Origin of the sequence: Methylocaldum marinum, from assembly GCF_003584645.1 — a bacterium.
Taxonomy (GTDB): domain Bacteria; phylum Pseudomonadota; class Gammaproteobacteria; order Methylococcales; family Methylococcaceae; genus Methylocaldum; species Methylocaldum marinum.
This window is the reverse complement of record NZ_AP017928.1, coordinates 4,960,370-4,984,948: the sequence shown is the minus strand read 5'-3', so window position 1 is coordinate 4,984,948 and position 24,579 is coordinate 4,960,370. Positions and strand designations below refer to the sequence as shown.

Below are 24,579 nucleotides of genomic sequence, written 5' to 3'. Positions count from 1 at the left end.
GCGTTCTCATCCCGAAACACCCGCGGAAATCGGAGGGGTTCCGGTGCTTGCGGATCGATTCTCCAGCCGGTCTCGGCCGGAGATTTCGGGAGGCAGACCGTCTAGCGCCTCCAGCAGACCGTCCACCTGAGCCTCGGTATGCCGTGCAGTAAATGTGAAACGAAGGCGCGCCGTGCCTACGGGAACGGTGGGTGGCCGTATGGCGGCGACCAAAAAGCCGGCCGCCAGCAAAACTTCGCTTGCACGCACCGCGCTGCGGTTGTCGCCTACCACGACCGGCTGAATGGGAGTATCGGATTCCAAAAGTTGCAGACCGATCCGAGCGGCTCCCGTCCGGAAACGCTGCACCAGGAAACTCACGCGATCGCGCCGCCAAGGTTCTTCCCGGACCAGACGCAGGCTGGCTCGGGTCGCTTCCGCCACGGCCGGCGGCAAGGCCGTCGTGTAAACGTAGGTACGAGCACGCTGGATCAGAAATTCGATGAGATCGGCGCTGCCCGCAACAAACGCGCCGAATGTACCGAATGCCTTTCCGAGAGTGCCCACGAGCACCGGAACATCGTCCTGGGCCAATCCGAAAAGCGCCGAACTGCCGCGCCCGCCTTCGCCGATGACCCCCAGGCCGTGGGCATCGTCGATCATCAGCAGAGCCCCGCGCTGCATGGCCGATGCCGCCAAAGCGGGTAGCGGCGCGAGATCGCCGTCCATGCTGAAAACTCCGTCGCTTGCAATTAAGCGTCGTTTTCCGCCGGAGACGTCCAATTCCCGCTTCAACGCTGCAGAATCGCAGTGGGGATAACGCTTGAGCCGGGCACCCGCGAGCAGTGCGGCGTCAAGCAGCGAAGCGTGGTTGAGCCTATCCTCGAAAACCTCGTCGCCACGCCCGGTTAGAGCGGAGATCACGCCGAGATTGGCCATATAGCCGGTGGAGAACAGTAAGGCGCGTTCCCTGCCGGTAAACTCGGCCAATTCTTCCTCCAGGGCATGATGGGCGCGTGTGTGGCCGCACACGAGATGAGCCGCGCCGGCTCCGGCGCCGTAACGTCCGATCGCCTGTCGGAACGCATAGGCGACGACCGGATGATTCGCGAGCCCGAGATAATCGTTGCTGCAGAAATTGACCAAACGCCTCCCCTCGGCGTTCACTTCCGGACCTTGGGGTCCTTCAACCACCTTGCGACGGCGATAAAGCCCTTGCTTTTCGATCTCGTCGAGCTGACCGTGCAGCCAATTGCGCCACATACGTTTCAGAAATTCGGCTCTGTGTGGAAAAGGCTCATGCCTGATCGATGCATCCGGACATCCGAAGTCCCAGACGCCGAAAAAGACGCCTGTCCCCGTCAACCGCCGGATTTTCCGTGGTCAAAAGCTTTTCGCCATAGAAAATGGAGTTGGCCCCGGCGAGAAAACACAAGGCCTGGATTTCGTCGCTCATGGCCGTGCGCCCGGCGGACAAACGGACTCGCGACTTCGGCATGAGGATGCGGGCCACGGCGACGGTGCGCACGAAAACGAACGGATCCAGTTTGGAGAGCCCCGCCAAGGGGGTACCTTCCACCTGAACCAGCATATTGATGGGCACACTCTCCGGATGCTTCGGCAGATTCGCCAACTCCAGGAGCAGCTTCGCGCGGTCCCGATCGCTTTCCCCCATACCGACGATTCCGCCGCAACAAACGTTGATACCGGCACTGCGTACACGCTCGAGCGTATCGAGACGATCCTGATAGGTACGGGTGGTAATGATCTTGGAATAAAACTCTTCCGAAGTATCCAGATTATGATTGTAATAATCGAGCCCGGAGGCCTTGAGCCGCTGCGTCTGACCGTCGGTCAGCATGCCCAGCGTCACACAGGTTTCCAGGCCTAGCGCCTTTACCCCCTCGACCATCTCGCAAACCCGTTCGACATCACGGTCTTTGGGGCTGCGCCAAGCGGCCCCCATGCAAAAGCGGGTGGCGCCCTGTTCTCTGGCGATGCGCGCCGCTTTCAGCACCTCGTCCAGAGGCATCACGTCCTCGCGCTTCAAATCGGTATCGTAGCGCGCGCTCTGCGGGCAGTAGGCGCAGTCTTCCGAGCACGCGCCGGTCTTGATGCTCAAGAGACTGCTAATCTGAACCTCATTCGGATCAAAATTTTGCCGGTGCGCGGTCTGCGCGCGATAAAGGAGATCGTTGAACGGCAATTCGAATAGTGCCTCGACCTCTTCCAGGCGCCAGTCGTGACGCAGCCGACCATACGAAACGTACGCTTGGGCGGCTGCATCCAAATGGAATTCTTCTGCTATTTTCATGGCTACTCCGGAAAAGACTTGGACTGTGGCCGGGACCGGCGACCGAAAGCTGTCAACTTCAAACTCGTAAAAACGTGAACAAGTGGTCGAACATTATACAGAATTGGCTGTTTCCACCCACCTGTTTGTTATGTGGCGATCCGGGCGCCGACGGACTCGACCTGTGCCCGGACTGTATCAGCTCCCTGCCTTACAACACGATCGCGTGCCCACGCTGTGCCATGCCTCTCGAGTCCACCGTTTCCCGGATCTGCGGGGCCTGCCAAAAGACTCCTCCGATTTTCCAATCGGCGTTCGCCTTGTTTCGCTATGAAGAGCCCATTCGTCATCTGATACATTCACTCAAATTCGGAGCCCGTTATCCCTGCGGGCGGCTCCTGGGTAGTTTGATGGCGGAAAAGCTGGCTGCGATCCAGGAAAAGCCAGACGCGATCGTCCCTGTTCCCCTTCATCCCGGCCGCTACCGTAAACGCGGCTTCAACCAGGCCGTGGAAATCGCACGTACGGTTTCGCGCCGACTCGACATTTCACTCGATCTCGACAGTTGCCGCCGCATCCGGGCCACCCCGGCCCAAGCCGAGCTTCCGGCCAGACAGCGCCGCACAAACCTGCGCAACGCCTTCTCAATCGACGCTGCAATCGAACATCGGCACGTGGCTGTTCTGGACGATGTCATCACCACCGGCGCGACCGTGAAAGAAATGGCCGCCGCCTTACACCGTGCCGGCGTCGCCAGGGTGGACGTTTGGGCCTGTGCCCGGGCTTGATCGCCCCGGCCGCGACTCGTGTTACTGTCCTCGCTTTCGTCGACCTGGCGGGGCGGCACGAGCGTCAGACCGCCCCTTTGCACAGCGATGGGGTACAGCCGGAACTCGCAATTGCAAACGCTCCGGACGACAGGCCCTGAAGCCGAAAAACCGCTCGGCCGGCACAGTCCGTTTGCTGCCGCCGTGCGCAGAAACTTGCCGGAAACACACTATTAACCATCGTTTTTTCGACTTATCCCCGTTTTTCACGGCACGGGCAGGAGTGCCGAGTTTGTAAACCAACTGAACCATGGCTAAAATCCCGGTCTCCTCATCTTGCTCAGCAGCGGATTCGTTCTCTTTTCCAAAAAATAATGCAACTTTGGATATCCACAGCAAGGGGTTCGCCCTTTCGGAAGGAACGCATCGGCCTGGTCCTATTAATCGCCTTCTTTTGCGCTCTGGTCCTCATTTACCGCGTTCAGTCGCTCATCGACTTTACCTATCTGGCAACCGCCATTGCAGAATTTGCCGAACACGAAAAGAGCGAATCCGGTCCGCACGATGACGGTCGGATGCTATGCCTCGAACATCAAGCGTCCTTGGACGACGACGACGGTCATTCACCGGACCGATATCTGATTCCTTCCTGTTGTTATCCGTTGCCGCGTCATCTGGTGAAGCGTCCGGCGGCCAGCGCCCCCCCGGCAACGGACTGGATTTCCGAGCCGACAGTTCCGCCGCCGCGTCGGCTCTAATCTCAGCTCATTCGGATTCGATCGGCGGCAGGCTCAGAGCTGCCGCCGGAACAAGCACGGTGGACCCGATCCGCTGTGTGTTCGCGCCTGTTCAAAACTTAAAGCTCGAGGATATGAATGTTTCCACACCGACGGCAATGTCTCTTTTTCTGGGGGCTACTCGCATGGGCGGGGCTCCGATCAGCCTTGGCTGCCGAACCTTTGACACTGAACCAGGTAATTGACCTGACCATAAAGAACAACCCCGAACTGGTTGCCGCCCGAGCCCAAATTCAGGGCGCGGAAGGCGATCTGATCACAGCCAGGGCCTATCCCAACCCCGAAGTGCAGTTGGGCGCGGGCGAATCCGTGGCACGGGACTCGGGCGTCTTGCGCGGTGGGTTGGGCGGTGTCGACATCTCTCAACCCATCGAACTCCCATTCGTCCGCCGTCCCCGCCGCGAAGCCGGTGAAGCCGGCGTGGAAGCGGCCAGCGCATCCTACCGGGTCGTCAGCCTGAACGTTCTGACCCGAGCCAAGCAGGCGTTTTACAATGTGTTGCGGCAACAGGAATTGCTGCGCATGACGGAAGCCAATCGGGAGCTTCTGGCGTCCATACGCGACAAGATCAGGTTGCGGGTCGAAGTCGGCGAATCCTCCCGCTATGAACTGGTCAAGGCGGAGGCCGAGCTGCTCGGCGCCACCAAGAACAGGGAGAGCGCCGCATTGCGCATCATACAGGCCAAAGCCGCCCTGCGCGCGGTGACCGGGGCCGCTCTGCCTCCCCAGGTGGAAATCGTCGGCGAGCTGCCGCCGTCCGAGGCGCCTGCCCCCGATCTCGACAAACTTCGGGACAGCATATTGGAGAGTCACCCGGCCCTGGTACAGGCGCGTGCGGAAGTCGACAGGGCAAAGTCCCAGCTCGAACTGGAACAGGCCCTGCGTTATCCCCAACCCACCGTCAAGGCCGGCATTTATAGCGAGCCGCACTTGGAGCAATGGCGGTTCGACCTCATCGTGCCGCTTCCGTTGTGGAATCAGCGCCAGGGCCCTATCGCACGGGCCGCCGCCGATCGGGCGCGGGCAGACGCCCTGGCGAATCAACAGGTGCTTAACCTGACCTACGAACTGGATTCCGCGATTACCGCCTATCGCATCGCCAGCCAGCAAATCGAAACTTTCGAATCCGGACTCCTGCGCGAAGCGGAGTCCGCGCTGAAAGTCGCCGAAGCCGCCTATCGCCTGGGAGAACGCGGCATCCTCGACTATCTGGATGCCCAGCGAACCTTTCAGGCGGTCCGCGTCGATTACATCAACGCCTTGTTCGACAAAAATGCCGCGCTGCTCGAAATCGAACGGCTTCGGGCTCAGGACTTTCAGGATCAGCCATTATGAAAAAAACCATACTTGTTACGTGGCTAGCGCTCGGCGTCTGGCCCGCGTTCGGACAACAGAACCCCGAGAAGGCGGAGACCACTGCCGAGATTGCCGTCACCGCCCCCCCATCGCTGCTCGAACGACTCAAAGTCGAGCCCGTCACCACCATGGAAATCGGCGAAACCCTTCATTTGCCGGGGCGCATCACGATGAACGAACACCGGGTCGCACGGGTCGGACCGAGTGTCACCGGCCGGGTCACCAACGTCGCCGCCTTCATCGGACAGAACGTGCGCCAGGGCGAGCGCCTCGCAAGCATCAACAGCACCGAACTGAGCATGGCTCAGGCCGCTTACCTGAAAGCCAGAACACAGATGAATCTGCACCGGCTGGCGGTCGAGCGAGCGCGCCGACTGCTGGAGGCCGACGTCATCAGCCGTGCGGAACTCACCGAGCGCGAGAGCGAACTCGCCGAAGTCGAGGTGGAACTCCGCGCCGGCAAGGACCAGTTGGCGGTGATGGGAATGAGCGAGGCCGCCATCCGGCGCCTGTCGAACAGCGGCCAGATCGATTCCGTGATCCCGGTCACGGCCACGCTGTCGGGAACGGTCATCGAGCGGAAGATTTCCATAGGCCAGATTGTCGAGCCCGCCGACGACTTGTTCACGATCGCCGACCTGTCGGAAGTCTGGGTTGTCGCCGAAGCCCCTGAGCAGCAAGCCTATCTGGTCGAAACCGGCGGCGAGGCCGAGGTGCAGATTCCGGCCCTTCCCGGCCAGAAAATCACCGGCAAGGTGATTTACGTGGCGGATACGGTCAACCCGTCGACCCGCACCGTCACCGTGCGAATGGAACTCAAGAATCCGGAACGCAAGATCAAGCCCGAGATGCTCGCGACCATGGTCATTCACAGACCGCGAGTCAGTTCGCTCAACATCCCGGCCAAAGCCGTGGTGAGAACCGGCGACCGGGACTATGTTTTCGTGCGTGCGTCCGAAGACCAGTTCGTATTGACGCCGGTATCGCTGGGCCCGGACCTGGGCGGACTCCGCCGAGTCGTCGCGGGCTTGACCGAGGGACAGCGGATCGTCGTCGATGGCGCGTTCCATCTGAATAATGAACGCATCCGCAAAGAACTGGAGTAAGCCATGATCGAAAGCTTAATCCGCGCCGCGCTGAAACAGCGGCTGGTGGTTCTGATCGTCGCGGTCTGTCTGCTGGCGTTCGGCATTTCGGCGATGCAACACCTGTCGGTCGACGCCTTTCCCGACGTGACCAACGTCCAGGTCCAAGTGGCGGCCGAAGTGCCCGGCAGCTCTGCGGAAGAAGTCGAGCGATTCGTGACGGTTCCGCTGGAAATCGCCATGACGGGGCTTCCAGGCCTGGTCGAGATGCGCTCGGTGAACCGCAACGCCTTGTCGCAGATTGTCCTGGTCTTCGACGATGAAACCGATGTTTATTTCGCCCGGCAACTGGTGCTCGAGCGCATGATCGAAGCGGCGGAACGCTTGCCGGAAGGCGTCACCCCCGTGCTCGGACCGGTTTCCTCAGGACTGGGCGAAGTGTACCAATATACCCTGGAGCGCGCCGACGACGGCGAACGCGCGCTGACCGAGGAAGAACTGACCGAGCGCAGAACCGTCCAGGACTGGGTCGTGCGCCCCTTGCTCCGCGGCATCCCGGGTGTTGCCGAAATCAACTCGATCGGCGGCCTGGAACGCCAATACCAGGTTCTTCCCGATCCCAACCGCTTGCGTCATTACGATCTGACCCTGAAAGACGTCTACACCGCGCTGGCGCTCAATAATGCCAACAGCGGCGGCGGCAAACTGCCGCAATATGCCGAGCAATATCTCATCCGCGGCATCGGTCTGATTCACGATGTCGAGGATATCGGCAATATCGTTCTCAAGGAAATCGAGGGCACCCCCGTCTACATCCATGACGTGGCCGAGGTGCGCATCGGCCATGCGGTACGCTCGGGAGCCGTGATCAAGAACGGCTTTACGGAAGCCGTCGGCGGCATCGTTATGCAGCTCCGCGGCGGCAACGCCAAGGAGATCGTCGGCCGGGTCAAGGAGCGCGTCGTCGAGATCAACGAACAAGGAATGCTGCCCGGCGGTCTAAAAATCGTCCCCTTCTACGACCGCACCGACCTGGTGGATGCGGCGATCCACACCGTAACCAAGGTATTGATGGAAGGCATCTTCCTGGTGGTGATCGTATTGTTCCTGTACCTGGGAGACATCCGCTCCAGCCTGATCGTGGTGGCGACCCTGATCGTCACGCCGCTGGTGACCTTCATGATGATGAACCACTATGGCATCTCGGCCAATCTCATGTCTCTCGGCGGACTCGCCATCGCCATCGGCATCATGGTGGACGGCTCGGTGGTCGTGGTCGAAAACGCCTTTCACCATCTGGGCGAGGCCGAAGAAACCGGCGAAAGCCGCAGCATGATCGTGTTGCGCGCCGCCGCCGAGGTGGGAACGCCGGTGCTGTTCGGAGTAGGCATCATCTGTCTGGTATTCCTGCCGCTGATGACGATGACCGGACTCGAAGGCAAGATGTTCGCACCGCTGGCCTACACCATCGCGATCGCCTTATTCGTGTCCCTGATCGTATCGCTGACCTTGTCGCCGGTACTGTGCTCCTATCTGCTCAAAGGCGGAGCCGATCACGATACGCCGATTATCGCATTCATGAAGCGCCCCTACCTCAAGTTGCTGCACTTCGCGCTGGGTAGTCCTTTGAAGGTGGTGGCGAGCGCCCTGGCTTTGCTGGTCAGCAGCCTGTTGCTGTTTCCCTTCCTGGGTACATCCTTCATCCCGGAGATGAAGGAAGGTTCGATCGTACCCGGCATCAATCGGGTCCCGAGCATGTCGCTGGACGAATCCATCCGCCTGGAGAGCGAAGCCATGCGTTTGGCAATGGAAGTGCCGGGGGTGGCTAAAGCGGTTTCGCAACTGGGACGGAGCGAAAGCCCCACCGATCCACAGCCGGAAAACGAGTCCACGCCGATCGTGACGCTCAAGCCCCAGGATCAGCTTCCGGACGGCTGGGATCAGAACGATGTCATGGACGCCATCCGGGAGAAGCTCAAGGTGCTGCCGGGTGTGAATATCGTGATGGCGCAGCCGATCTCGGACCGGGTGGACGAAATGGTGACCGGGGTGCGCTCCGACATTGCCATCAAGCTGTTCGGCGACGAGCTGGAAGTGCTGAAGCAAAAGGCCGACGAAATCATCAAGGTACTCAACTCGATCGAAGGCGCTGCCGACATCCGCGTCGAACGGGTGAGCGGCCAGCAATATCTCACGATCGATGTCGACCGCCAGGCCATCGCCCGCCACGGCATCAACGTGGCCGACATCAACGACATCATCGAGACCGCCATCGGCGGCCGGGTCAGCACCGAGATCTACGAAGGCGAGCGGCGGTTTTCTGCGGTAGTCCGATTTCCCGAAAAATTCCGAAACAATCCTCAGGCAATCGGCCAAATTCTGCTGAAATCGCCCAATGGCGCCCTGGTGCCGCTGGAAGATTTGGCCATCGTCGAAGTCGTGGACGGACCGGCGCAGATCAGCCGCGAATACGCCCGGCGCCGCCTGGTAATCGGCGCGAACGTCCGAGGCCGCGATTTAGGCGGCTTTGTCGCCGAGCTGCAAAAGGCCGTTACCGAAAAAGTGAAGCTCCCGGAAGGTTATTACATCGTCTGGGGCGGACAGTTCGAGAACCTGGAGCGCGCCATGAATCGGCTCATGGTCATCATTCCCATCACCATCGCGGCGATCTTCTTTCTATTGTTTCTACTCTTCAATTCACTGCGGTTCGCGGCTCTCATCATCCTGGTGCTGCCGTTCGCCTCCATGGGCGGCATTTTCTCGTTGTTCGTCACCGGCGAATATCTCTCGGTGCCTGCGTCGGTCGGTTTCATCACCCTATGGGGCATTGCAGTCCTGAACGGCGTGGTGCTGGTTTCTTACATACGAGGACTGCGGGACGATGGGCTCCGCCAGCACGACGCCATCGTCGAAGGCTGCAAGCAGCGTTTCCGGCCGGTGATGATGACTGCAACCGTCGCGATGCTGGGCCTGGTGCCCTTTCTGTTCGCCACCGGACCGGGCTCCGAAGTCCAGCGCCCGCTGGCAATCGTGGTGATCGGCGGGTTGATCACCTCGACCTTGCTCACCCTGGTCGTGCTGCCTACTCTTTACCGATGGTTCGAAGAAAAACGCATCGAAGCTTGAACGAGGAGATTCCATGAAAGAGATCAAAGCCATCATTCAGCCCCAGCGCTTGGGCAAGCTCAGAAACGCCTTCCGTCAAATGCGCGGATTTCCGGGGATGAGCGTAAGCCGAGTGGAGGGTTGCAGCCACCACGAGGAACCGGAGGTCAGCCACGGCATTCGGGAAGAATTGACCGATTTTTCCCCCAAAGTGCGAGTGGAGATCGTCGCCCCGGACGACAAGGTGGACGAAATCGTCCGCATCATTCGCGAAAACAGCCGCACCGGAACGCGCGGCGACGGCATACTTTGGGTCACGGAGATCGGAAATTTTCTACGGATTCGCCTCGACTAAAGCCGTTTTCATCTCGCTCGTACGGAAAAACAGGCTTGGCGGAAATCGTTGGCGCCGTCGGCAAGGGTAAATCGACTCGTGCATTCGTCGGTCGGCCCCCCCTTTGCCGGCGCCCCCGGCCCAACGGCTCAACCGGACACGGCTGAAAAGGGCTTGGCGAAGCAGCCCCGGGCGTTCAATACAGGATAATTCGTTCGCACTGACGCTGGTCGGCGAGATACGAAAAAGGCAAAAAAGGAGTCCCTGCGATCAATCCGGCGAAAGTGCCGAAAAACCAGGAAACATTGCTGAGTGCCGATGCTATCGGCGGAGGATGTTCCGAACGAGGCTTAGGGGTAATGAAATAATCGATGGGGCCACCCACCAAATAAAGCGGAAGAACGGCAAGGGCTGTCCCGCCGCCGACAAGGTGTCCCACGACGGCGGTCGGCGTACACACGATGCCGTTTCGCCCATACGGCCCCTGCTCGAAAAGCTTCTCGGAGAGACGGTAAGCGGGCAGGGCTTGCGGATGCTGCGCCGGACTGACCGCACATCCGGTTAGGACGAGCGTGGCCAGAAGGACGAGCATTCGTTTGTATTGCACGTTCGCACCTTTCCATGGAACTGTCATCCGGAGTCCCTCTCGTTCGGCGTGAGCGATAATCCTAAATCCGGCAGTTGGATACAACCTGAAAAGCGCTAGACCCTCACCCCAGCCCCTCTCCCTCTGGGAGAGGGGCTGGGGTGAGGGAATGCGGCGGCTGATGGGGCATTGCGGTCATTTCGGTAGTCAACTGCGGTTTTTAGCATAATATTTGGATCGCCTTACGCCGCGCCAGTTTCGATCAAAAGATGCACTCCGGGTCGAACGCCGTCAAGCAAGGGGCAACGGATTACTGCCATTGCAGCCGTCTCGGTGTCGACCTTGGAGCGAACACCGCCCCCGCTCACGCCCGAAATTCCGCCACCACCGGCGCATGATCGGAGGGCCGTTCGAGCTTTCTGGGTTCGACATCGATGCGGCAAGCCAGGCAATCCTCGGCGAGTGGAGCGCTAACCAGAATATGATCGATACGTAGCCCCAAGTTGCGGCGGAAAGCATTGAGGCGGTAATCCCACCAGGTATAGCTCTTCTCGGCCTGATCGAAACGCCTGAAAGCATCGGTCAAGCCGAGGTCGAGCAAGGCGCGGAATGCCTCCCGCTCCGGCGTGCTGCACAAGATCTTTTCGCGCCAGGACTCGGGATCGTACACGTCCCTGTCCTCCGGCGCGATATTGAAATCGCCCAGAACCACCAAGCGCGGGTGGCGCTCCAATTCGAGGCGCAGGCAGTTGCGCATCTTGGCCAGCCAATTGAGCTTGTAGGCATATTTGTCGGAGCCTACCTCCCCGCCGTTCGGCACATAGAGATTCACAATCCGGCAGTCGGCGACCGTGACGGCCAGAATGCGTCGCTGAGGATCGTCGAAGTCCGCGGGATCGGTGATCGGATCACATGGATCGAGCTTACTGAGTACGGCGACGCCGTTATAGGTCTTCTGCCCGCTGTAAACCGACCGATAGCCGGCTTCCGCCAGTTCCGCGACCGGGAACTCCGGATCGGTCATCTTGGTTTCTTGAACGGCCAGCACGTCGGGCCGTTCCTGTCCGAGCCAGTTCAAAACATGGGGCAGACGTACGCGCAGGGAGTTGACGTTCCAAGTGGCGATTTTCATGTCACTCTGCCCTGGCCAGATCGGCAATCTTTTTCTCCAGGTTCTTCAACCGCGTCCACATCTCGTGCAGACGGGGAAATACCGCCATGTTCTTCAGGTATTGCTGCAAGGGCTGAGCCGGCCCGCCGGCGTACATGCCGGGCTGCTTGATGCTGTTGTGAAGACCGGCGCGGTGGAGCAGCACCACGTCGTCGGCCACGGTGATATGGTCCAGAGTGCCGGTCTGACCGGACGCGATGACCCTCTTGCCGAACCGGGTCGATCCGGAAATGCCGGTGTGAGCACAGAGAATGCAGTCCTCGCCGATTTCCACGTTGTGCCCGATGTGGCAAAGCGCATCGATCACGGCTCCCGAGCGTATGATGGTGGCCCCGTAGGTGGCGCGGTCGATATTGGTATTGGCGCCGATCACCACCCGGTCCTCGACGATGACCTTGCCGGTGTGGGGAATCCGGTAATTGCGACGGCGTTCGTCCTGGGCGAACCCGAAGCCCTCCGAGCCGATGACGCAACCGGCCTTCAAAATCACATTGGCGCCGATCTCGCACTCGTAACCGACGGTGCAGCGCGGATGGATCACCGTCTCCCGGCCGATTCTTGCTCCCCTTTCCACCACCGTATTCGCCATGATCACGACACCGGACCCGAGACTGACGTCGGCGCCCAGGACCACCCCGGGACCGATCACCGCATCTTCCGGGACCGCGACGCTCTCGTGAATCACGGCCGACGGGTGGACTCTCGGCCACTCGACGTTCCGCACGTCGCGGTCGCCGTAGGTCTGCTTGAGCAGGGCGATGGCCAGGCGCACATTCGGTGCGATCAGCAGAGACACCCCGGCATCGTTCAATTCCGCGGCGACCGCCTCGGTGGTGACCACCGCAGCAGGTTTCGATTCATGGACTTGGGGCAGATATTTCATATGATCCACGAACACCAAATCTCCGGGAGCGCAGTCATCGATGGGGGCCAAGCGGTGAATGACCATATCCGGTCCGCGGTGATCGACGATCAAACCCTGATGCCTGAAACGCTCAAAAACTTCCGAGGCGAGTAAATTCATTGATAAATCCAAACACTCGAGTTGAACGGGAATAATATGGAGCCGGAAAAGGACCGGCAACCCTTTTCGCGGTATCGGCCGGCGCGCGGGTATCTCGATTCAATGACCGACGTCCGCCGCGGTCAGCGGAAATCGCATCCCTTCTGCCCCGCTGCGCCGCTTTTTCAGCTCGTTTTCCCGACATTCCGAAATTTCAGTGTCTTCCTATGCCGCGACGCGCGGACCATGGCAAAAAACGCAATATGCAACGAGTCCGATTACGGCATGGTCCAATATTCGTATCGAACAGGGCCGAATTCGGCGGCAACTCGGATCGGGCAAGCGAGAACAGCGTCCTGAAACATCGATAAGCCACTGGATAATTGATGATTTAGTGTAATATTCCCTTCGATTTCTACTGATAAACTAAATATTTCGCCTTCGGTTCGGCACTTCCGGATCTTATAAGGTCTAAGGCGCTTTGCTTTATGCGAGAGAAGACTTTGGCCATCGCACCGCAACAGCTGAATCCGCCTCCAATCTACCCGCAATCCGTGGAGGCACACCCCTATGAGCGTTTTGCCGAGGAACTCGTCAAGCGCGGGAAAGTCCGCGAAACGGAAATCCACCGCGCAAAACGCTTGGCGGCGCAGGCCGACGAACCGAAGCTGCCCGCCCTACTCGCGAGGCTAGGCCTGGTCTCGGAACGCGATACCGCGGAAGTACTGGCCGACGTCGGATCCTTCCCGTTGGTTTCGCCCGCGGACTATCCTGACACCTCTCCGCTTCCGGACACGGTGGCCATCCGCTTTCTCAAGGAAAACCACGTGGTCGGCATCGCCGCACAAGAGCACGAATTCGTGGTGGCGGTAGCCGACCCCTTCGATCACGATTTATTGGCCGCCCTTGCCCTGGCCTGCGAAAAACCGGTCAAGCCCCAGGTGGGACTGCCCTCGGAAATCGACCGCGCGCTCGAACAGCAACTCGGTTCCGGCAAGACCCTCATGGGCCAGATCGTCGCGGATTTCGGCAGCGACGAGGAAATCGACGAAGCCGACGTGGAACACCTCAAGGACCTGGCCTCCGAAGCGCCGGTGATCCGGATGGTCAACCTGATCATGCAGCGGGCGGTGGAGTCGCGGGCGTCGGATATCCACGTCGAGCCGTTCGAACAACGCCTGAAAGTCCGCTTCCGCGTCGACGGCGTGTTGCGCGAGGTGGAAGCACCGCCGGTGCGGTCCACCGCCGCCGTGATTTCGCGCATCAAGATCATGGCCAAACTCAACATCGCCGAACGCCGCCTTCCCCAGGATGGACGCATCAAGCTTCAGGTGCAAGGCCGGGAACTGGATCTTCGTGTTTCCACGGTACCCACCATGTACGGCGAAAGCGTGGTCATCCGTCTTTTGCACAAGGAGAGCATCGTCTTCGACTTTTCCTCCCTCGGCTTCGAGGGAGCCATGCTCGAGCGATTCCTCGATGTGCTGGCGCTGCCTCACGGCATCATACTGATCACCGGCCCCACCGGCAGCGGCAAAAGCACCACGCTCTACACGGCATTGCACAAGCTCAATACGCCCGAGCGCAAGATCATCACCGTCGAGGACCCGGTGGAATACCAACTGGAGGGCGTCAACCAGATCCAGGTCAAGCCCCAGATCGGACTGACCTTCGCCAATGCCCTGCGCTCCATCGTCCGGCAGGACCCCGATGTGATCATGATCGGCGAAATGCGCGATCTGGAAACCGCCCGCATCGCCGTGCAATCGGCGCTTACCGGGCACCTGGTGTTGTCCACCCTGCACACCAACGATGCCGCGGGCGGCGTAACCCGGCTCATGGACATGGGCCTGGAGGATTACCTCATTACCTCCACCGTGAACGGCATTTTGGGCCAGCGCCTGGTGCGCCGCCTCTGTCCGAATTGCCGGGAGCCCTATCCTGCCATGCCCGAGGTGGTCGAAGAAATGAAATTGGCGAGGTTCGCCGACGGCCCGGTTATCCTGCATCGTCCCAAAGGTTGCGAACAATGCGACGGGACCGGCTATCGCGGACGACTTGCGATTCAGGAATTTCTGGTCATTAGCGACGCCATCCGCCGCCTGGTGATGAGTCACGCGCAGTCGCGACAGATCGAGGAACTGGCCTTGCAGGAAGGCATGTACACCATGTACGAGGACGGTCTGCGCAAGGCCGTCATGGGCCTGACCACGATTGAGGAAGTTCTGCGCGTCACTTCGGATAGCTGATTATTATGGCTCTTTACGTCTATAAAGCCGTGGATCGGGATGGCGAAACGGTGGAAGCGGAACGCGAAGCCGCCGATGAAACCACTTTGATCATGGCCCTGCAAAACGAGGGGTTCCTGCCGATCCGGGTGGTGCCGGCGAAATCGCGGCCATTCGCGTGGATGGGGTTCCGGCGCAGCAAAACCCGGATTTCCCAGAAACAGGTCGGATTGTTCACGCGCGAACTGTTGACTCTGCTGCATGCCGGCCTGCCGCTCGACCGGGCGCTGACCGTGCTGCTCGAACTGACTGCGAACGAACCGGCACTGAACGGTCTAATCAGCAAAGTGCTGGACTCGGTCAAAGGCGGCGCACAGCTGTCCGACGCGCTGGAAGCCCAAGGCGGGGTTTTCTCGCGGTTCTATATCAACCTGATTCGCGCCGGCGAAGCCGGCGGCGCGCTGGAACTGGTTCTGGAGCGCTTGTCGGATTACCTGGATCGCTCCAAGGAGCTCCGCGATACGGTTACCACGGCGCTGATTTATCCCGCGATCCTGGTTACGATGGCGGTCTTGTCCTTGCTGCTGCTGTTGACTTTCGTGGTGCCGCAGTTCACCGAAATGTTCGAATCGGCCGGCAAGGAGCTTCCCGTGCCGACTCAAATCGTGGTCGGCGTGGCCGAGGGCTTGCAGTCCTACTGGTGGGCTTTCTTGATTGCGGTCGTGGGCGTGGCCAGCTATTTTCGCTATCAGTTCACGGACCCCGAGCGTCGCCAGGTTTGGGATGCTCGATTGTTGAACCTGCCCATGGTCGGCGATCTGATCCGCAAGCTGGAAGTCGCGAGCTTCAGCCGTACCCTGGCCACCTTGCTCGCCAACGGCGTCTCGATGCTGGCGGCCCTGACCATCGTCCGGGAAACGCTTGGCAATCGCGTCGTCGTCGACGGTGTCGGCGTGGCCGTGGAGAGTCTGAAGAGCGGCGGCAGCCTGTCGGCGCCGCTGATCGAAAGCGGCCTGTTCCCCACCTTGGCCTTGCAAATGATCAAGCTGGGCGAGGAGTCGGGCCATCTGGCCGAGATGCTGGAACGCGTCGCGGTCACGTACGACAAGGAAATCAAGATCTCCGTCCAGCGCATGCTGGCTCTGCTGGAACCCGTCCTGATCGTGGGCCTAGGCCTGATGATCGCCGGAATCATCATCTCGATCCTGATGGCGATCTTGAGCGTCAACGACCTGGCTTTTTAACGTGGTTTTCACAACTTCCGTCGAATCGTCAATTTCCGTTTTATCTACGACTCGTAAGCTTATGCAAAAACAAAGACGCCATAACCGAACTCAACGCGGCTTTACCCTGATCGAACTCCTGGTGGTACTGGCCATCATCGGCATGTTGGCCGGCCTGGTCGGACCTCAGGTCGTCAAACACCTGGGAGAATCCAAAACCAAGACCGCCCGGCTGCAGATCGAGGAACTTTCTTCCGCGCTGGATATGTATCGATTGGATGTGGGCCGCTACCCGGCCACCGACGAGGGCCTCGCGGCGCTCATCGAACAGCCGAGTAATGCCAAGATTTGGAACGGCCCTTACCTGCGCAAGAAAAAGGTTCCGGTCGACCCCTGGAACAATCCTTACCAATACGCCTCACCCGGCCAGCACGGCAAATTCGATCTTTTCACCCTGGGGGCAGACGCTGCCGAGGGGGGTGAAGGCGAAGATCAGGACATCGTTAGCTGGGAATAGTACATCGGGTGCTTGGAACGCCTCGGGCCTGGAAATTGGCCGCGTGCAGGATTCGAGAGATGCCGTTTCGGCATCGGAAACGCCATAATCCGAAGATGCCTGCTCGGGCGACCACGCACAGGATTCCGGCGCGGACCACCGTGTTTTGCGCTGCCCCCGCCGCGGCAGTCCGATCAGCCGGATTCACGCTTATGGAAATGCTGTTGGCGCTGGCAATAGCAGCCGCGCTGACAGCCGTCGCCGTGCCGAACGTCATCCCGCTTATGAACCGTGCGCAGCTCACCGCCGCCTCGCGAGACATCGCATCCGGCTTACGGTACGTCCGCGGCCAGGCGCTGAGCGGTGCGCGCGAAGCCACGTTCGAGCTTGACGTAAACCACAAGGCCTATCGGGTCAGTGGTCGTCAAAAAGTGTTTTCATTGCCGGATAGCGTCACAATCAGCCTTTACACCGCGGAAAGGGAAGCTGGAGAAGACGGTATCGGCAGCATTCGCTTTTTCCCCGACGGTTCCTCGACCGGCGGACGCGTCACCCTGGAAGCGGCCGGAAGAAAACGCCTGGTAGATGTCAACTGGCTCACCGGAGAGGTCGTCACCCATGAGGAATGAACGCCGGCTCCGCCAGAGCGGCTTCTCCCTGCTCGAAATCCTGGTCGCTTTCGCGGTGTTGGCCCTGGCCTTGGGCGTCCTGCTGCGCATCTTCGGCGGTGCAGCCAGAATTTCCGGAGTTGCCGACCAATACGCCCGTGCCGCGGTGATCGCCGAATCGCTGCTTGCGGCAGCCGACGGGGAAATCCCTTTGCAGCCGGGCGAGACGAGCGGCGATGTCGACGAGACTTTTCATTGGACCATGAGCGTCAATCCCTACCAGGGCGAAGATCCGATTCAATTCGCCGAAAACTTGCCCCTTGTTCCGTACCAGGTCGACCTCAGGGTTCAATGGGAGGAAGGCGACGAATCGCGCACCTACGAGCTCACGACCCTCAGACTGCTGTCCACCCGAACGGGAATTTCCGGCTTCCGATGACCAGCGAAACTCGACAGCAAAGCCGTTCTAACGTTCTTGGAAGGAACTTGCCGGCACGCCGCCCCCGGAATGAGCCGCGTTCAGGTCTCCGTGAGCGGATGCGTGGAAAGCGTCACGAGACGCGCCTGGGTTCTTTTCGCAACAACGCCGGCTTTACGCTCATCGAGGTTCTGATAGCCACGACGCTGCTCGGAGTCATGATGCTCCTGCTGCTCGGGAGCCTGCGCATCGGCGTAAACAGTTGGGATAGCGGCGAGGACAAGTTGGCACGGGCAAGTCGGCTTTTTCTCGTGGAGAATTTCTTGCGCAGCCATATCGGCGGCGCTTTGCCGCTGGTCGACATGGAAGACCCCCAGGGCGTGGGTACCTCATTAAGAGGCGGGGAAAATTGGATCGAATATGTTGCAACCATGCCGCAACAAGTCCGAATGGGTGGTCTTTATCGCTTCAGACTCTATGTCGCCGAAAACGGGAACCATTACGATCTGAAGGTTGCCATGCGGCCTTATGTCTCGAACCCGAATTCGATCGCGTCCGCCGCCCCGGCGGAGGCGATCGAAGACGTCGTACTCCTTGAAAATCTGGCCGGGATCAAGTTTTCCTACCTGCCGGAGAGTCTCCAGGGCGCTCAAACCGTCGGCGAGGGCTGGGTGTCCGAATGGCAACAGCCTCAGCTTCCATTGCTGATTCAAGTGCAGATCGAACCGGAGGATGAAGAACCCTGGCCTGCTTTGGTCGTAGCTCTAAAAACCCGTCGATGACCCCTATGGCATATCCCCGAAGTGCGGAACAGCACGGCGTTGCTCTTATCCTGGTGCTCTGGATTCTGGCCTTGATGACCATCATGGCGGGCAGTTTCGCCTTGTCGACCCAACGGGAAACCTCGCTGGTGACCAATGCCCGCGAACGCGCTCGGGCCGTTGCCCTGGCAGACGGCGGCATCCATTACGCCATGTTCATGCTCTCTTTGCCGAATGCTGCGGACCGTTGGCGCGCCGACGGCACGCCCTATCGATTGAGGCTGGGCGGAATCCCCGTGGAAGTACGCATTTATGACGAAGCGGGAAAAATCGATCTCAATGCCGCCCAGGAATCCACGCTGCGGACTTTCTTGGCCAAGCTCACCCGGGACGAAGACCAGGCGGTGACATTGAGCGACGCCATTTTCGACTGGCGCGACAACGACGACCTGAAGCGCCTGAGCGGGGCGGAAGCCGCCGATTATCGAGCAGCCGGCCTCGCGCAGTCGCCCCAAAACCGCAATTTTCTCGTCCTGGAGGAACTCCGCGGTGTTTTCGGTATGACCCCGTCGCTTTATCGAAATTTCGAACCTTATTTCACGCTTTACAACAATGTCGACGGGATCAATCCGGCAAAGGCATCGAGAACCGTCTTGTTGGCTTTGACCGACGGAGACGTCCAGGCGGTGGACAGCTATATCGCCGCCCGCGAAACTGCGACCGGAAATGCTCCCCCTCCTCCGATCCCCGCGGTTCCGGGAATCCGGTTCCACTCGTTCGGGAATTCGGTTTACACGATTTACGCGCGTCCGCTGTCGCAGAACCATTCGGAACCGCCCACCATGGCCGTCGTTCGACGGGAAGCGGGGCGCCCTGCGACGACGCCCTTCGTTTTTCTGAGATGGAAACCTCAAGCAATCGGCGTAACATTCAATCCATGATCCACAGAACGGCTCCTGTCCGCTTATATGCACTTGAAAATCCAATGGGTTCCAACCGTCCCGGTCATGATCCGCAGCATCATTCGGAGCAAATCTCTGCGCGCCCGGCTGCCCCGGCCACGACGCAGTTTCCCCGGGCGGACGTTCGCTCGCCCGCTGCCCTAAGCCCGCACCGCTCATCATTGTCGCGACCCGCCGTCCGACTTGCGTACCCATGGCCGCACGCATGCTGAAACTCGATACGCCGATCCATCTCGACGCTGCAAAGTTCTTCCGCTGGTGGCAGGACGAATTATCCTTTCTCGTACCGGCGAGATTGCGAAAACTTCTCGGCACGACCAGCGAGTATCTGATGCTGACCAAGGACGAAGACGGTGTCAGCGCGGTTTACCGTGGAGATGAAGGAGACCATGCGCTCGGTTATTTCACCCTGGACGATAGCGGCAGCCAAAAGCGTGACCGCCTCCTGGAACACACGCCCGAACTGGCCGAAGCAAAAATTGTTCTGCGCTTGACGCCCGATCAGTCGCTGCGGAAAACCTTGAAGCTTCCGTCGGCGGCCGAAGAAAATCTGAACCAGGTGGTGGCATTCGAGATGGATCGCCTGACACCGTTCAAGAGCGAGCAAGTCTATTCCTCGGCACGATTGTTGGAGCGCCTGCCGGCAAGCCGTCAGATCAAGGTGGAACTGGTACTGGCGCCGCGCAGCAAGTTGGACGCCTTGCTGGAAGAACTGGCGGTATGGGGCTGGCGGCCCGACCTGGTTGACGCAGCAGGCGATTCCCCGCTCGGGGCCTACGATTTAATGCCCGAGCAATACCGGCCGCCGCGAAATCCTTGGCCCAATAGAATCAATTGGACGTTGGCCGCATTGATCGTGTCGCTTCTGGTCACGCTGGGCATACTGCCGATCTGGGCCAACAAATCGCTGGTATCGGAGCTGGAACTGGAGGTGAAAAAAGTCAGCAAGGTGGCAAAGGAAGTCGAATCCTTGCGCCAGGAATTGGAGACCCTGGTGCACCAGACGAGATTTCTCCAGCAAAAAAAACGTACCGAGCCGGCGCTGATCGATATGCTCAGGGAACTGACCGACGTCATGCCCGACCATACCTGGCTGAATGGTTTGCAGTACCGGGACCATCGATTGGTCATGCAGGGACAGTCGCCGTCCGCTTCGGCCTTGATCGGACTGATCGAGGCGTCGCCTTTTTTTCAAAATACCAGTTTCGTTTCGCCCGTTACAAAAGACATGGCGAGCGGACTGGAACGTTTCCAAATCGCCAGCGAGGTCGTCAACGGGAGGTTCTCTGAAAAACCGACTACATCTGAATAAACCTCGACTACTGGCACTTGGAATTCTCTTCGGTGTCATCGCACTCCTTTATCTGGTGGCGATCGCTCCGCTGGTCGACCTGGGACGCGAGTATAGCGATGCTGTCGACGATTTGCGGTTCCGCTTGCAGCGCTACCAGAAAATCGCCGCGGAGAAGGACGATCTTCTGGCTAAACTGGAGCAAATCAAGGCCGCCGGGCAGCAGGACGAACGCTTTATCGCACGCGACACCGGCGCTTTGGCTTCCGCCGAACTGCAATCCACCGTCAAGGAAATCGTAAGCCAGGCTGGCGGCGAACTGACCAGCACCCAGGTGATCCCGGAACGGAAAGAAGAGAATTTCACCCGGATAGCGGTAAAAATACGCGTGAACGGCAGTACCGACGTATTGCGCGATGTCTTGCACAGCATCGAAACCTCGAAACCCGTGCTGTTCGTGGAAAATCTCAATATTCGGCCGATTCGGATGCCGCGCAATCCGATCCTCAAGCAATCCCAGCCGATCGACAAATTGAGCGTGGATTTCGATGTCGTCGGCTACATGCAGGGTAACTAAGCCATGAGCCGATGGACCCGTGACAATTTGCTGAGCCTGATTCTGGCCACCGTTGCCGGCTTGCTGCTCATCGGCGTCGCCGTCGAATCGGCGATATTGAAAAACAAGCGGTCAACCGTGGCGGCTTCTTCGGAAAAGGCGGCAAATCCGCAATCGGCCGAGCCGGTCGAAACCGAAGATTTCGAGCTACCCGAAATCCAGGAATACGAAACCATCGTCGAGCGTCCGTTATTCATGGCAAGCCGCCGACCCGGAGTCGAGGTTGGCGAAGCAACGACGACCGCCGCACCGGATACGCCCTTGAACGTTAAACTAATGGGCGTTGCGTTTACGCCGAACGACAAGACCGCGCTCGTGGTCGACGCCAAGGGCAAATATAAGCGCTTGAAAAAGAACGGCACGATCGATGGTTGGACGCTGGTCGAATTCGCACCGGATAGAGTGACGCTGCAGCGTGATGCTGAGCAACGCGAACTGATGCTGCTCAAACCGAAACCCAAGACTGCCCCGGCTCAGGCGACGCACACACCCCCTCACCAGGCGCCTCGACGGCAGCCGCCGCCGAAGCCGCCGGTACGTCAGTCTCCGCCGCCGCCCGAGGAAGAGCCGGAAGAGGAACCCGAGATCGTGGAAGAAGAGGAAGCCGTCGAAGACGAGGCAAACGTGGATTAGTAAACTACAGCGATTAGAATACGGAGTCTCGTACGAGGATGTCGTAAATGCCCATTCACGGAGCTGCGATGCAAGGCGCAAAACTCCCCCGTTTTCGCTTACTAATGGTCAAGAAAGTGAAGCCACAAGAGCCCCCTCTCCCTCTGGGAGAGGGTTGGGGTGAGGGCGATTCGAATGGGACTTTACTTTCTTTACGCACGGTAACTCAGCTTACGGCCATTAAGGAAGCTCTGAATAAGTGGATTCCGTTCATACCCTCCGACCCCGCTCAGGACAGGCCTGTCGAAGGACTTAATCAGAGCTTCCTTAAGAGTAGCTGTCCTTCCCTGGAGCATTCGGCCGGCCCTTGTTCGGCACTCGACATGGGGCGCCGGGTCGCCGCCATCGGCTAACGCACCGCGTCGAACTGGGAAAATAAAAAGAAAGTTTTTGCTTTTTTGCTCGAAAAGTATCGGGATGTCGGTTTTTCGAGCGGCCATCCAGCAATCAAAACAATTAAGAGTCCATGTACAGAACAACAAGTCGATTCGTAGTTGCACCGTTAGTGGCTGCCTTGGGATTTTCGGGATGCGATTACTTGGGACCCGCTATGACAAAGCAGCCCTTGCCGGCGAACTTGGCTATCGATACCCACAAGACCGAGGGGGAGCCTGCTCCGATACAAACCGAACCGCTCGAGGCACAGGCGGTCAGGCCTCCCGAATTCTACCCTGCCACCGGGAACCTGATAGCACCCGGAGCGCGCGCCGAAAAGGTGCCCTCGAAAGAAGGAAAATACACGCTCAATTTCGACGACGCCGATTTGGGCGAAGTGGCCAAGGTCATACTGGGCGACATGCTGAGGGTCAACTACGTCCTGAGCCCCAAGGTGGCCGGCAAGGTAAGCCTTCAAACCGCCCGCCCCTTGAGCGACGCCGAACTCGTACCCACCCTGGAAATGCTGCTCAAGATAAACGGCGCCGTATTGATCAAGGAAAAAGGACTGTACCGCATTGAGCCGGAGGCCACCGCGGCGATCAATGCTCCGGGAGCCCGGCTCGGAATCGCCGGCCAGTCGATCCCGGCGGGCTACCAGCTGCGCGTCGTGCCCTTGCGTTACGTGGGCGCGCAGGAAATGCAAAAAGTCATAGAACCCATGATGCCGCCCAAGTCCGTCATCCGCGCCGACGAAGCCCGGAATATTCTGGTACTGGCGGGCACCGGCGAGGAACTTGAGGGCGTGCTGGATACCATCCGACTTTTCGACGTGGATTTCATGCGCGGCATGTCGGTCGGACTTTACCCGCTTCGCAACGTCGAACCCGCAACGATAGCGGAAGAGCTGGATAAGGTTTTCGGCGATACGACCAAAGGGCCTCTGGCGGGTGTCGTTCGGTTATTGCCTATCGAACGGCTCAACGCCATCCTGGCGGTGACGCCCCAACCGAGCTATTTGGACGAAGTCGAAATGTGGGTGGAGCGACTCGACCGCTACAGCACGACCCGAGTGGGCGGGATTCATGTTTACCGGGTGCAGAACGTGGACGCCGTTGAATTGGCGGAGACCTTGAGCGGAATTTTTGGCGAGGGACGGGCGCAGCAGCGACGCGGACCTTCCCTGAGCCCCGGAATGGCGGGTACCGAAATCGGCGGATTCGGTGCCGCCGACGGGGGCTTCGGCGATCAGAACGGAACCTCGTTCGGCGGGACCGGAACATCGAGATCCGGTCGCGGGCTCGGCTCCACTACCGGCAACGACAGGTTCGGGGGTACCTCAACGAGCAGCACCCGCCAAACCGGCGGGTTGGGCACCGGGACCGGACTCGGCAGCGGGACCGGGACCGGGATCGGCACCGGCACCGGACTAGGCACGGGCGCCAGAGGACGCGGCATCAGCAGTGGCCGGCAGGCGCGCGGCGCCACGGTCGCGGAGGTCGGCGGAATGCGCATCGTTGCAGATGCATCGAACAACGCCTTGATCATCATCGCCAAAGCCCAGGAATACAAAGAGATCGAGGCGGTGATCAAAGAGTTGGATCGGGTGCCGTTACAGGTACTGATCGATGCCTCGATCGTCGAGCTGACCCTGACCGGACAGCTACAGTACGGACTTCAGTGGCTGTTCAATCAAGGTAGCGGCGCATATGCACAAGGCAGCACGACTCCGGGGGCAGCCGAATTGACAAGCAATGCGCTTACCACGGCAGCCGCGGCCACGGGCGGAGGTTTTGCCTACGCCTTCGTCAACAGCGCGAGGGATATCCGAATCCTGCTCAGGGCCTTGGCCAGCGAGAACAAGGTCAACGTGCTGTCGTCGCCGTCGCTGATGGTACTCAATAATCAAGAAGCCACCATCAAAGTGGGTGATCAGGTGCCGATCCAGACCTCCCAATCGACGCCGCTGACCGGCGGGGGCGTGCCGATCAGCACCGCTACGATCCAATATCGCGATACCGGCGTACTTCTGAACATCCGGCCGCGGGTCAATGCCGGCGGACTGGTGACCCTGGACATCGAGCAGGCTGTCGACAACCTCAGCGATCAGACGGTAACAGGCATCAGTTCGCCGGTTATTTTCCAGCGGCAAATCAAGAGCAGTGTGACCGTCAAGGACGACGACACCATCGTCCTCGGGGGTCTGATCAGCGACCGGACGACGAAAAACAAAAGCGGGATTCCCTTCCTATACAAGCTGCCCGTTATAGGCAGCTTGTTCGGTACGACCACCACATCTCAAACCCGGACCGAACTCGTGGTTCTGCTCACCCCCCGCGTAGTGCACGACCGGGCCAAGTCCAGTGAAATCACCAACGAGTTCCGTCGGAGGCTGACCGGTCTTTACGAAGAAAAGCCGCGGCCGGTCGGATCACCCCGCTAGCGTGCGGCGG

General features: G+C 59.7%; 21 protein-coding genes and 1 pseudogene. 17 read left to right on the top strand and 5 right to left on the bottom strand.

The features are described from left to right. Nucleotides 1-6 precede the first annotated feature (6 nt). Nucleotides 7-1,242, bottom strand: coding sequence for an 8-amino-7-oxononanoate synthase (gene bioF, locus sS8_RS22215; protein ID WP_119631678.1), 1,236 nt, complete (start codon nucleotides 1,240-1,242; stop codon nucleotides 7-9). A 34-nt stretch (nucleotides 1,243-1,276) separates the two neighbouring features. Next, nucleotides 1,277-2,293 carry a biotin synthase BioB gene (gene bioB / locus sS8_RS22210; RefSeq protein WP_119631677.1) on the bottom strand — a complete coding sequence of 339 codons (1,017 nt, stop codon included), beginning with the start codon at nucleotides 2,291-2,293 and terminating at the stop codon, nucleotides 1,277-1,279. On the opposite strand from bioB, the pseudogene sS8_RS29750 reads away from it, so the two are divergent. The 6 genes and pseudogenes from sS8_RS29750 to sS8_RS22180 form a co-directional block, all read left to right on the top strand. Next, nucleotides 2,194-2,547 (top strand): annotated as a pseudogene (locus sS8_RS29750) (double zinc ribbon domain-containing protein); the annotation flags it as partial. The gene bioB and the pseudogene sS8_RS29750 overlap by 100 nt on opposite strands. Nucleotides 2,548-2,682: 135 nt before the next feature. Then, nucleotides 2,683-3,060 (top strand): ComF family protein, encoded by a 378-nt coding sequence (locus sS8_RS29745; RefSeq protein WP_331852296.1) that lies wholly within the window; start codon nucleotides 2,683-2,685, stop codon nucleotides 3,058-3,060. An 854-nt stretch (nucleotides 3,061-3,914) separates the two neighbouring features. Beyond that, nucleotides 3,915-5,171 (top strand): TolC family protein, encoded by a 1,257-nt coding sequence (locus sS8_RS22195; RefSeq protein WP_119631674.1) that lies wholly within the window; start codon nucleotides 3,915-3,917, stop codon nucleotides 5,169-5,171. Further along, entirely contained in the window at nucleotides 5,168-6,298 is a 1,131-nt protein-coding gene (locus sS8_RS22190) for an efflux RND transporter periplasmic adaptor subunit (protein WP_119631673.1), read from the top strand. The genes sS8_RS22195 and sS8_RS22190 overlap by 4 nt, the downstream gene beginning before the upstream one ends. Nucleotides 6,299-6,301: 3 nt before the next feature. After that, complete coding sequence (locus sS8_RS22185; RefSeq protein WP_119631672.1) at nucleotides 6,302-9,403, top strand: efflux RND transporter permease subunit; 3,102 nt, start codon at nucleotides 6,302-6,304, stop codon at nucleotides 9,401-9,403. A 13-nt stretch (nucleotides 9,404-9,416) separates the two neighbouring features. Further along, nucleotides 9,417-9,737, top strand: coding sequence for a P-II family nitrogen regulator (locus sS8_RS22180; protein WP_119631671.1), 321 nt, complete (start codon nucleotides 9,417-9,419; stop codon nucleotides 9,735-9,737). Nucleotides 9,738-9,912: 175 nt separating this feature from the next. Here sS8_RS22180 and sS8_RS22175 read toward each other — a convergent pair whose 3' ends face one another. The 3 genes from sS8_RS22175 to lpxD all read right to left on the bottom strand — a co-directional run bounded on the left by sS8_RS22175 (nucleotide 9,913) and on the right by lpxD (nucleotide 12,497). Then, complete coding sequence (locus tag sS8_RS22175; RefSeq protein WP_145986651.1) at nucleotides 9,913-10,350, bottom strand: hypothetical protein; 438 nt, start codon at nucleotides 10,348-10,350, stop codon at nucleotides 9,913-9,915. 316 nt (nucleotides 10,351-10,666) lie between these two features. Beyond that, nucleotides 10,667-11,434: an exodeoxyribonuclease III gene (gene xth / locus sS8_RS22170; RefSeq protein ID WP_119631669.1), complete on the bottom strand. Its 768-nt coding sequence runs from the start codon at nucleotides 11,432-11,434 to the stop codon at nucleotides 10,667-10,669. 1 nt (nucleotide 11,435) lies between these two features. Beyond that, nucleotides 11,436-12,497, bottom strand: coding sequence for a UDP-3-O-(3-hydroxymyristoyl)glucosamine N-acyltransferase (gene lpxD, locus sS8_RS22165; RefSeq protein ID WP_119631668.1), 1,062 nt, complete (start codon nucleotides 12,495-12,497; stop codon nucleotides 11,436-11,438). Between the two features lie 467 nt (nucleotides 12,498-12,964). On the opposite strand from lpxD, the gene gspE reads away from it, so the two are divergent. The 11 genes from gspE to gspD all read left to right on the top strand — a co-directional run bounded on the left by gspE (nucleotide 12,965) and on the right by gspD (nucleotide 24,569). Next, a complete protein-coding gene (gene gspE, locus sS8_RS22155; RefSeq protein WP_119631666.1) occupies nucleotides 12,965-14,725 on the top strand; it encodes a type II secretion system ATPase GspE in 1,761 nt (586 codons plus the stop codon). A 5-nt stretch (nucleotides 14,726-14,730) separates the two neighbouring features. Beyond that, nucleotides 14,731-15,948, top strand: coding sequence for a type II secretion system F family protein (locus tag sS8_RS22150; protein WP_119631665.1), 1,218 nt, complete (start codon nucleotides 14,731-14,733; stop codon nucleotides 15,946-15,948). A gap of 61 nt (nucleotides 15,949-16,009) precedes the next feature. Then, nucleotides 16,010-16,444, top strand: a complete 435-nt coding sequence (gene gspG, locus sS8_RS22145; protein ID WP_119631664.1) for a type II secretion system major pseudopilin GspG — start codon at nucleotides 16,010-16,012, stop codon at nucleotides 16,442-16,444. Between the two features lie 140 nt (nucleotides 16,445-16,584). Further along, complete coding sequence (locus sS8_RS22140; protein WP_269461519.1) at nucleotides 16,585-17,052, top strand: GspH/FimT family pseudopilin; 468 nt, start codon at nucleotides 16,585-16,587, stop codon at nucleotides 17,050-17,052. Continuing rightward, nucleotides 17,042-17,470 carry a type IV pilus modification PilV family protein gene (locus sS8_RS22135; RefSeq protein ID WP_119631663.1) on the top strand — a complete coding sequence of 143 codons (429 nt, stop codon included), beginning with the start codon at nucleotides 17,042-17,044 and terminating at the stop codon, nucleotides 17,468-17,470. Before sS8_RS22140 ends, sS8_RS22135 begins: the two co-directional genes overlap by 11 nt. A gap of 98 nt (nucleotides 17,471-17,568) precedes the next feature. Continuing rightward, entirely contained in the window at nucleotides 17,569-18,231 is a 663-nt protein-coding gene (locus sS8_RS22130; protein ID WP_170161212.1) for a prepilin-type N-terminal cleavage/methylation domain-containing protein, read from the top strand. A 5-nt stretch (nucleotides 18,232-18,236) separates the two neighbouring features. Further along, complete coding sequence (locus sS8_RS22125; protein WP_170161211.1) at nucleotides 18,237-19,151, top strand: type II secretion system minor pseudopilin; 915 nt, start codon at nucleotides 18,237-18,239, stop codon at nucleotides 19,149-19,151. Between the two features lie 226 nt (nucleotides 19,152-19,377). Beyond that, a complete protein-coding gene (locus tag sS8_RS22120) occupies nucleotides 19,378-20,484 on the top strand; it encodes a PilN domain-containing protein (RefSeq protein WP_119632955.1) in 1,107 nt (368 codons plus the stop codon). Further along, on the top strand, nucleotides 20,459-21,040 hold the full coding sequence (gene gspM / locus sS8_RS22115) for a type II secretion system protein GspM (protein WP_408631182.1): 582 nt from the start codon (nucleotides 20,459-20,461) through the stop codon (nucleotides 21,038-21,040). Before sS8_RS22120 ends, gspM begins: the two co-directional genes overlap by 26 nt. A 3-nt stretch (nucleotides 21,041-21,043) precedes the next feature. Then, nucleotides 21,044-21,712, top strand: coding sequence for a type II secretion system protein N (locus sS8_RS22110; protein WP_119631659.1), 669 nt, complete (start codon nucleotides 21,044-21,046; stop codon nucleotides 21,710-21,712). Between the two features lie 589 nt (nucleotides 21,713-22,301). Continuing rightward, nucleotides 22,302-24,569, top strand: a complete 2,268-nt coding sequence (gene gspD / locus sS8_RS22100) for a type II secretion system secretin GspD (protein WP_232020391.1) — start codon at nucleotides 22,302-22,304, stop codon at nucleotides 24,567-24,569. Nucleotides 24,570-24,579 lie beyond the last annotated feature (10 nt).

Bases quoted from the DNA above. Each gene is read 5' to 3' on its own strand.
- gspG (WP_119631664.1), top strand. From the start codon at position 16,010: ATGCAAAAACAAAGACGCCATAACCGAACTCAACGCGGCTTTACCCTG.
- sS8_RS22180 (WP_119631671.1), top strand. From the start codon at position 9,417: ATGAAAGAGATCAAAGCCATCATTCAGCCCCAGCGCTTGGGCAAGCTC.
- sS8_RS22185 (WP_119631672.1), top strand. From the start codon at position 6,302: ATGATCGAAAGCTTAATCCGCGCCGCGCTGAAACAGCGGCTGGTGGTT.
- gspE (WP_119631666.1), top strand. From the start codon at position 12,965: ATGCGAGAGAAGACTTTGGCCATCGCACCGCAACAGCTGAATCCGCCT.
- sS8_RS22135 (WP_119631663.1), top strand. From the start codon at position 17,042: ATGAGGAATGAACGCCGGCTCCGCCAGAGCGGCTTCTCCCTGCTCGAA.
- sS8_RS22120 (WP_119632955.1), top strand. From the start codon at position 19,378: ATGCTGAAACTCGATACGCCGATCCATCTCGACGCTGCAAAGTTCTTC.
- sS8_RS22195 (WP_119631674.1), top strand. From the start codon at position 3,915: ATGTTTCCACACCGACGGCAATGTCTCTTTTTCTGGGGGCTACTCGCA.
- sS8_RS22190 (WP_119631673.1), top strand. From the start codon at position 5,168: ATGAAAAAAACCATACTTGTTACGTGGCTAGCGCTCGGCGTCTGGCCC.
- sS8_RS22130 (WP_170161212.1), top strand. From the start codon at position 17,569: ATGCGTGGAAAGCGTCACGAGACGCGCCTGGGTTCTTTTCGCAACAAC.
- bioB (WP_119631677.1), bottom strand. From the start codon at position 2,293: ATGAAAATAGCAGAAGAATTCCATTTGGATGCAGCCGCCCAAGCGTAC.
- bioF (WP_119631678.1), bottom strand. From the start codon at position 1,242: ATGTGGCGCAATTGGCTGCACGGTCAGCTCGACGAGATCGAAAAGCAA.
- sS8_RS22175 (WP_145986651.1), bottom strand. From the start codon at position 10,350: ATGACAGTTCCATGGAAAGGTGCGAACGTGCAATACAAACGAATGCTC.
- sS8_RS22150 (WP_119631665.1), top strand. From the start codon at position 14,731: ATGGCTCTTTACGTCTATAAAGCCGTGGATCGGGATGGCGAAACGGTG.
- sS8_RS29745 (WP_331852296.1), top strand. From the start codon at position 2,683: ATGGCGGAAAAGCTGGCTGCGATCCAGGAAAAGCCAGACGCGATCGTC.
- lpxD (WP_119631668.1), bottom strand. From the start codon at position 12,497: ATGAATTTACTCGCCTCGGAAGTTTTTGAGCGTTTCAGGCATCAGGGT.
- sS8_RS22110 (WP_119631659.1), top strand. From the start codon at position 21,044: ATGAGCCGATGGACCCGTGACAATTTGCTGAGCCTGATTCTGGCCACC.
- gspD (WP_232020391.1), top strand. From the start codon at position 22,302: ATGACAAAGCAGCCCTTGCCGGCGAACTTGGCTATCGATACCCACAAG.
- xth (WP_119631669.1), bottom strand. From the start codon at position 11,434: ATGAAAATCGCCACTTGGAACGTCAACTCCCTGCGCGTACGTCTGCCC.
- sS8_RS22125 (WP_170161211.1), top strand. From the start codon at position 18,237: ATGGCATATCCCCGAAGTGCGGAACAGCACGGCGTTGCTCTTATCCTG.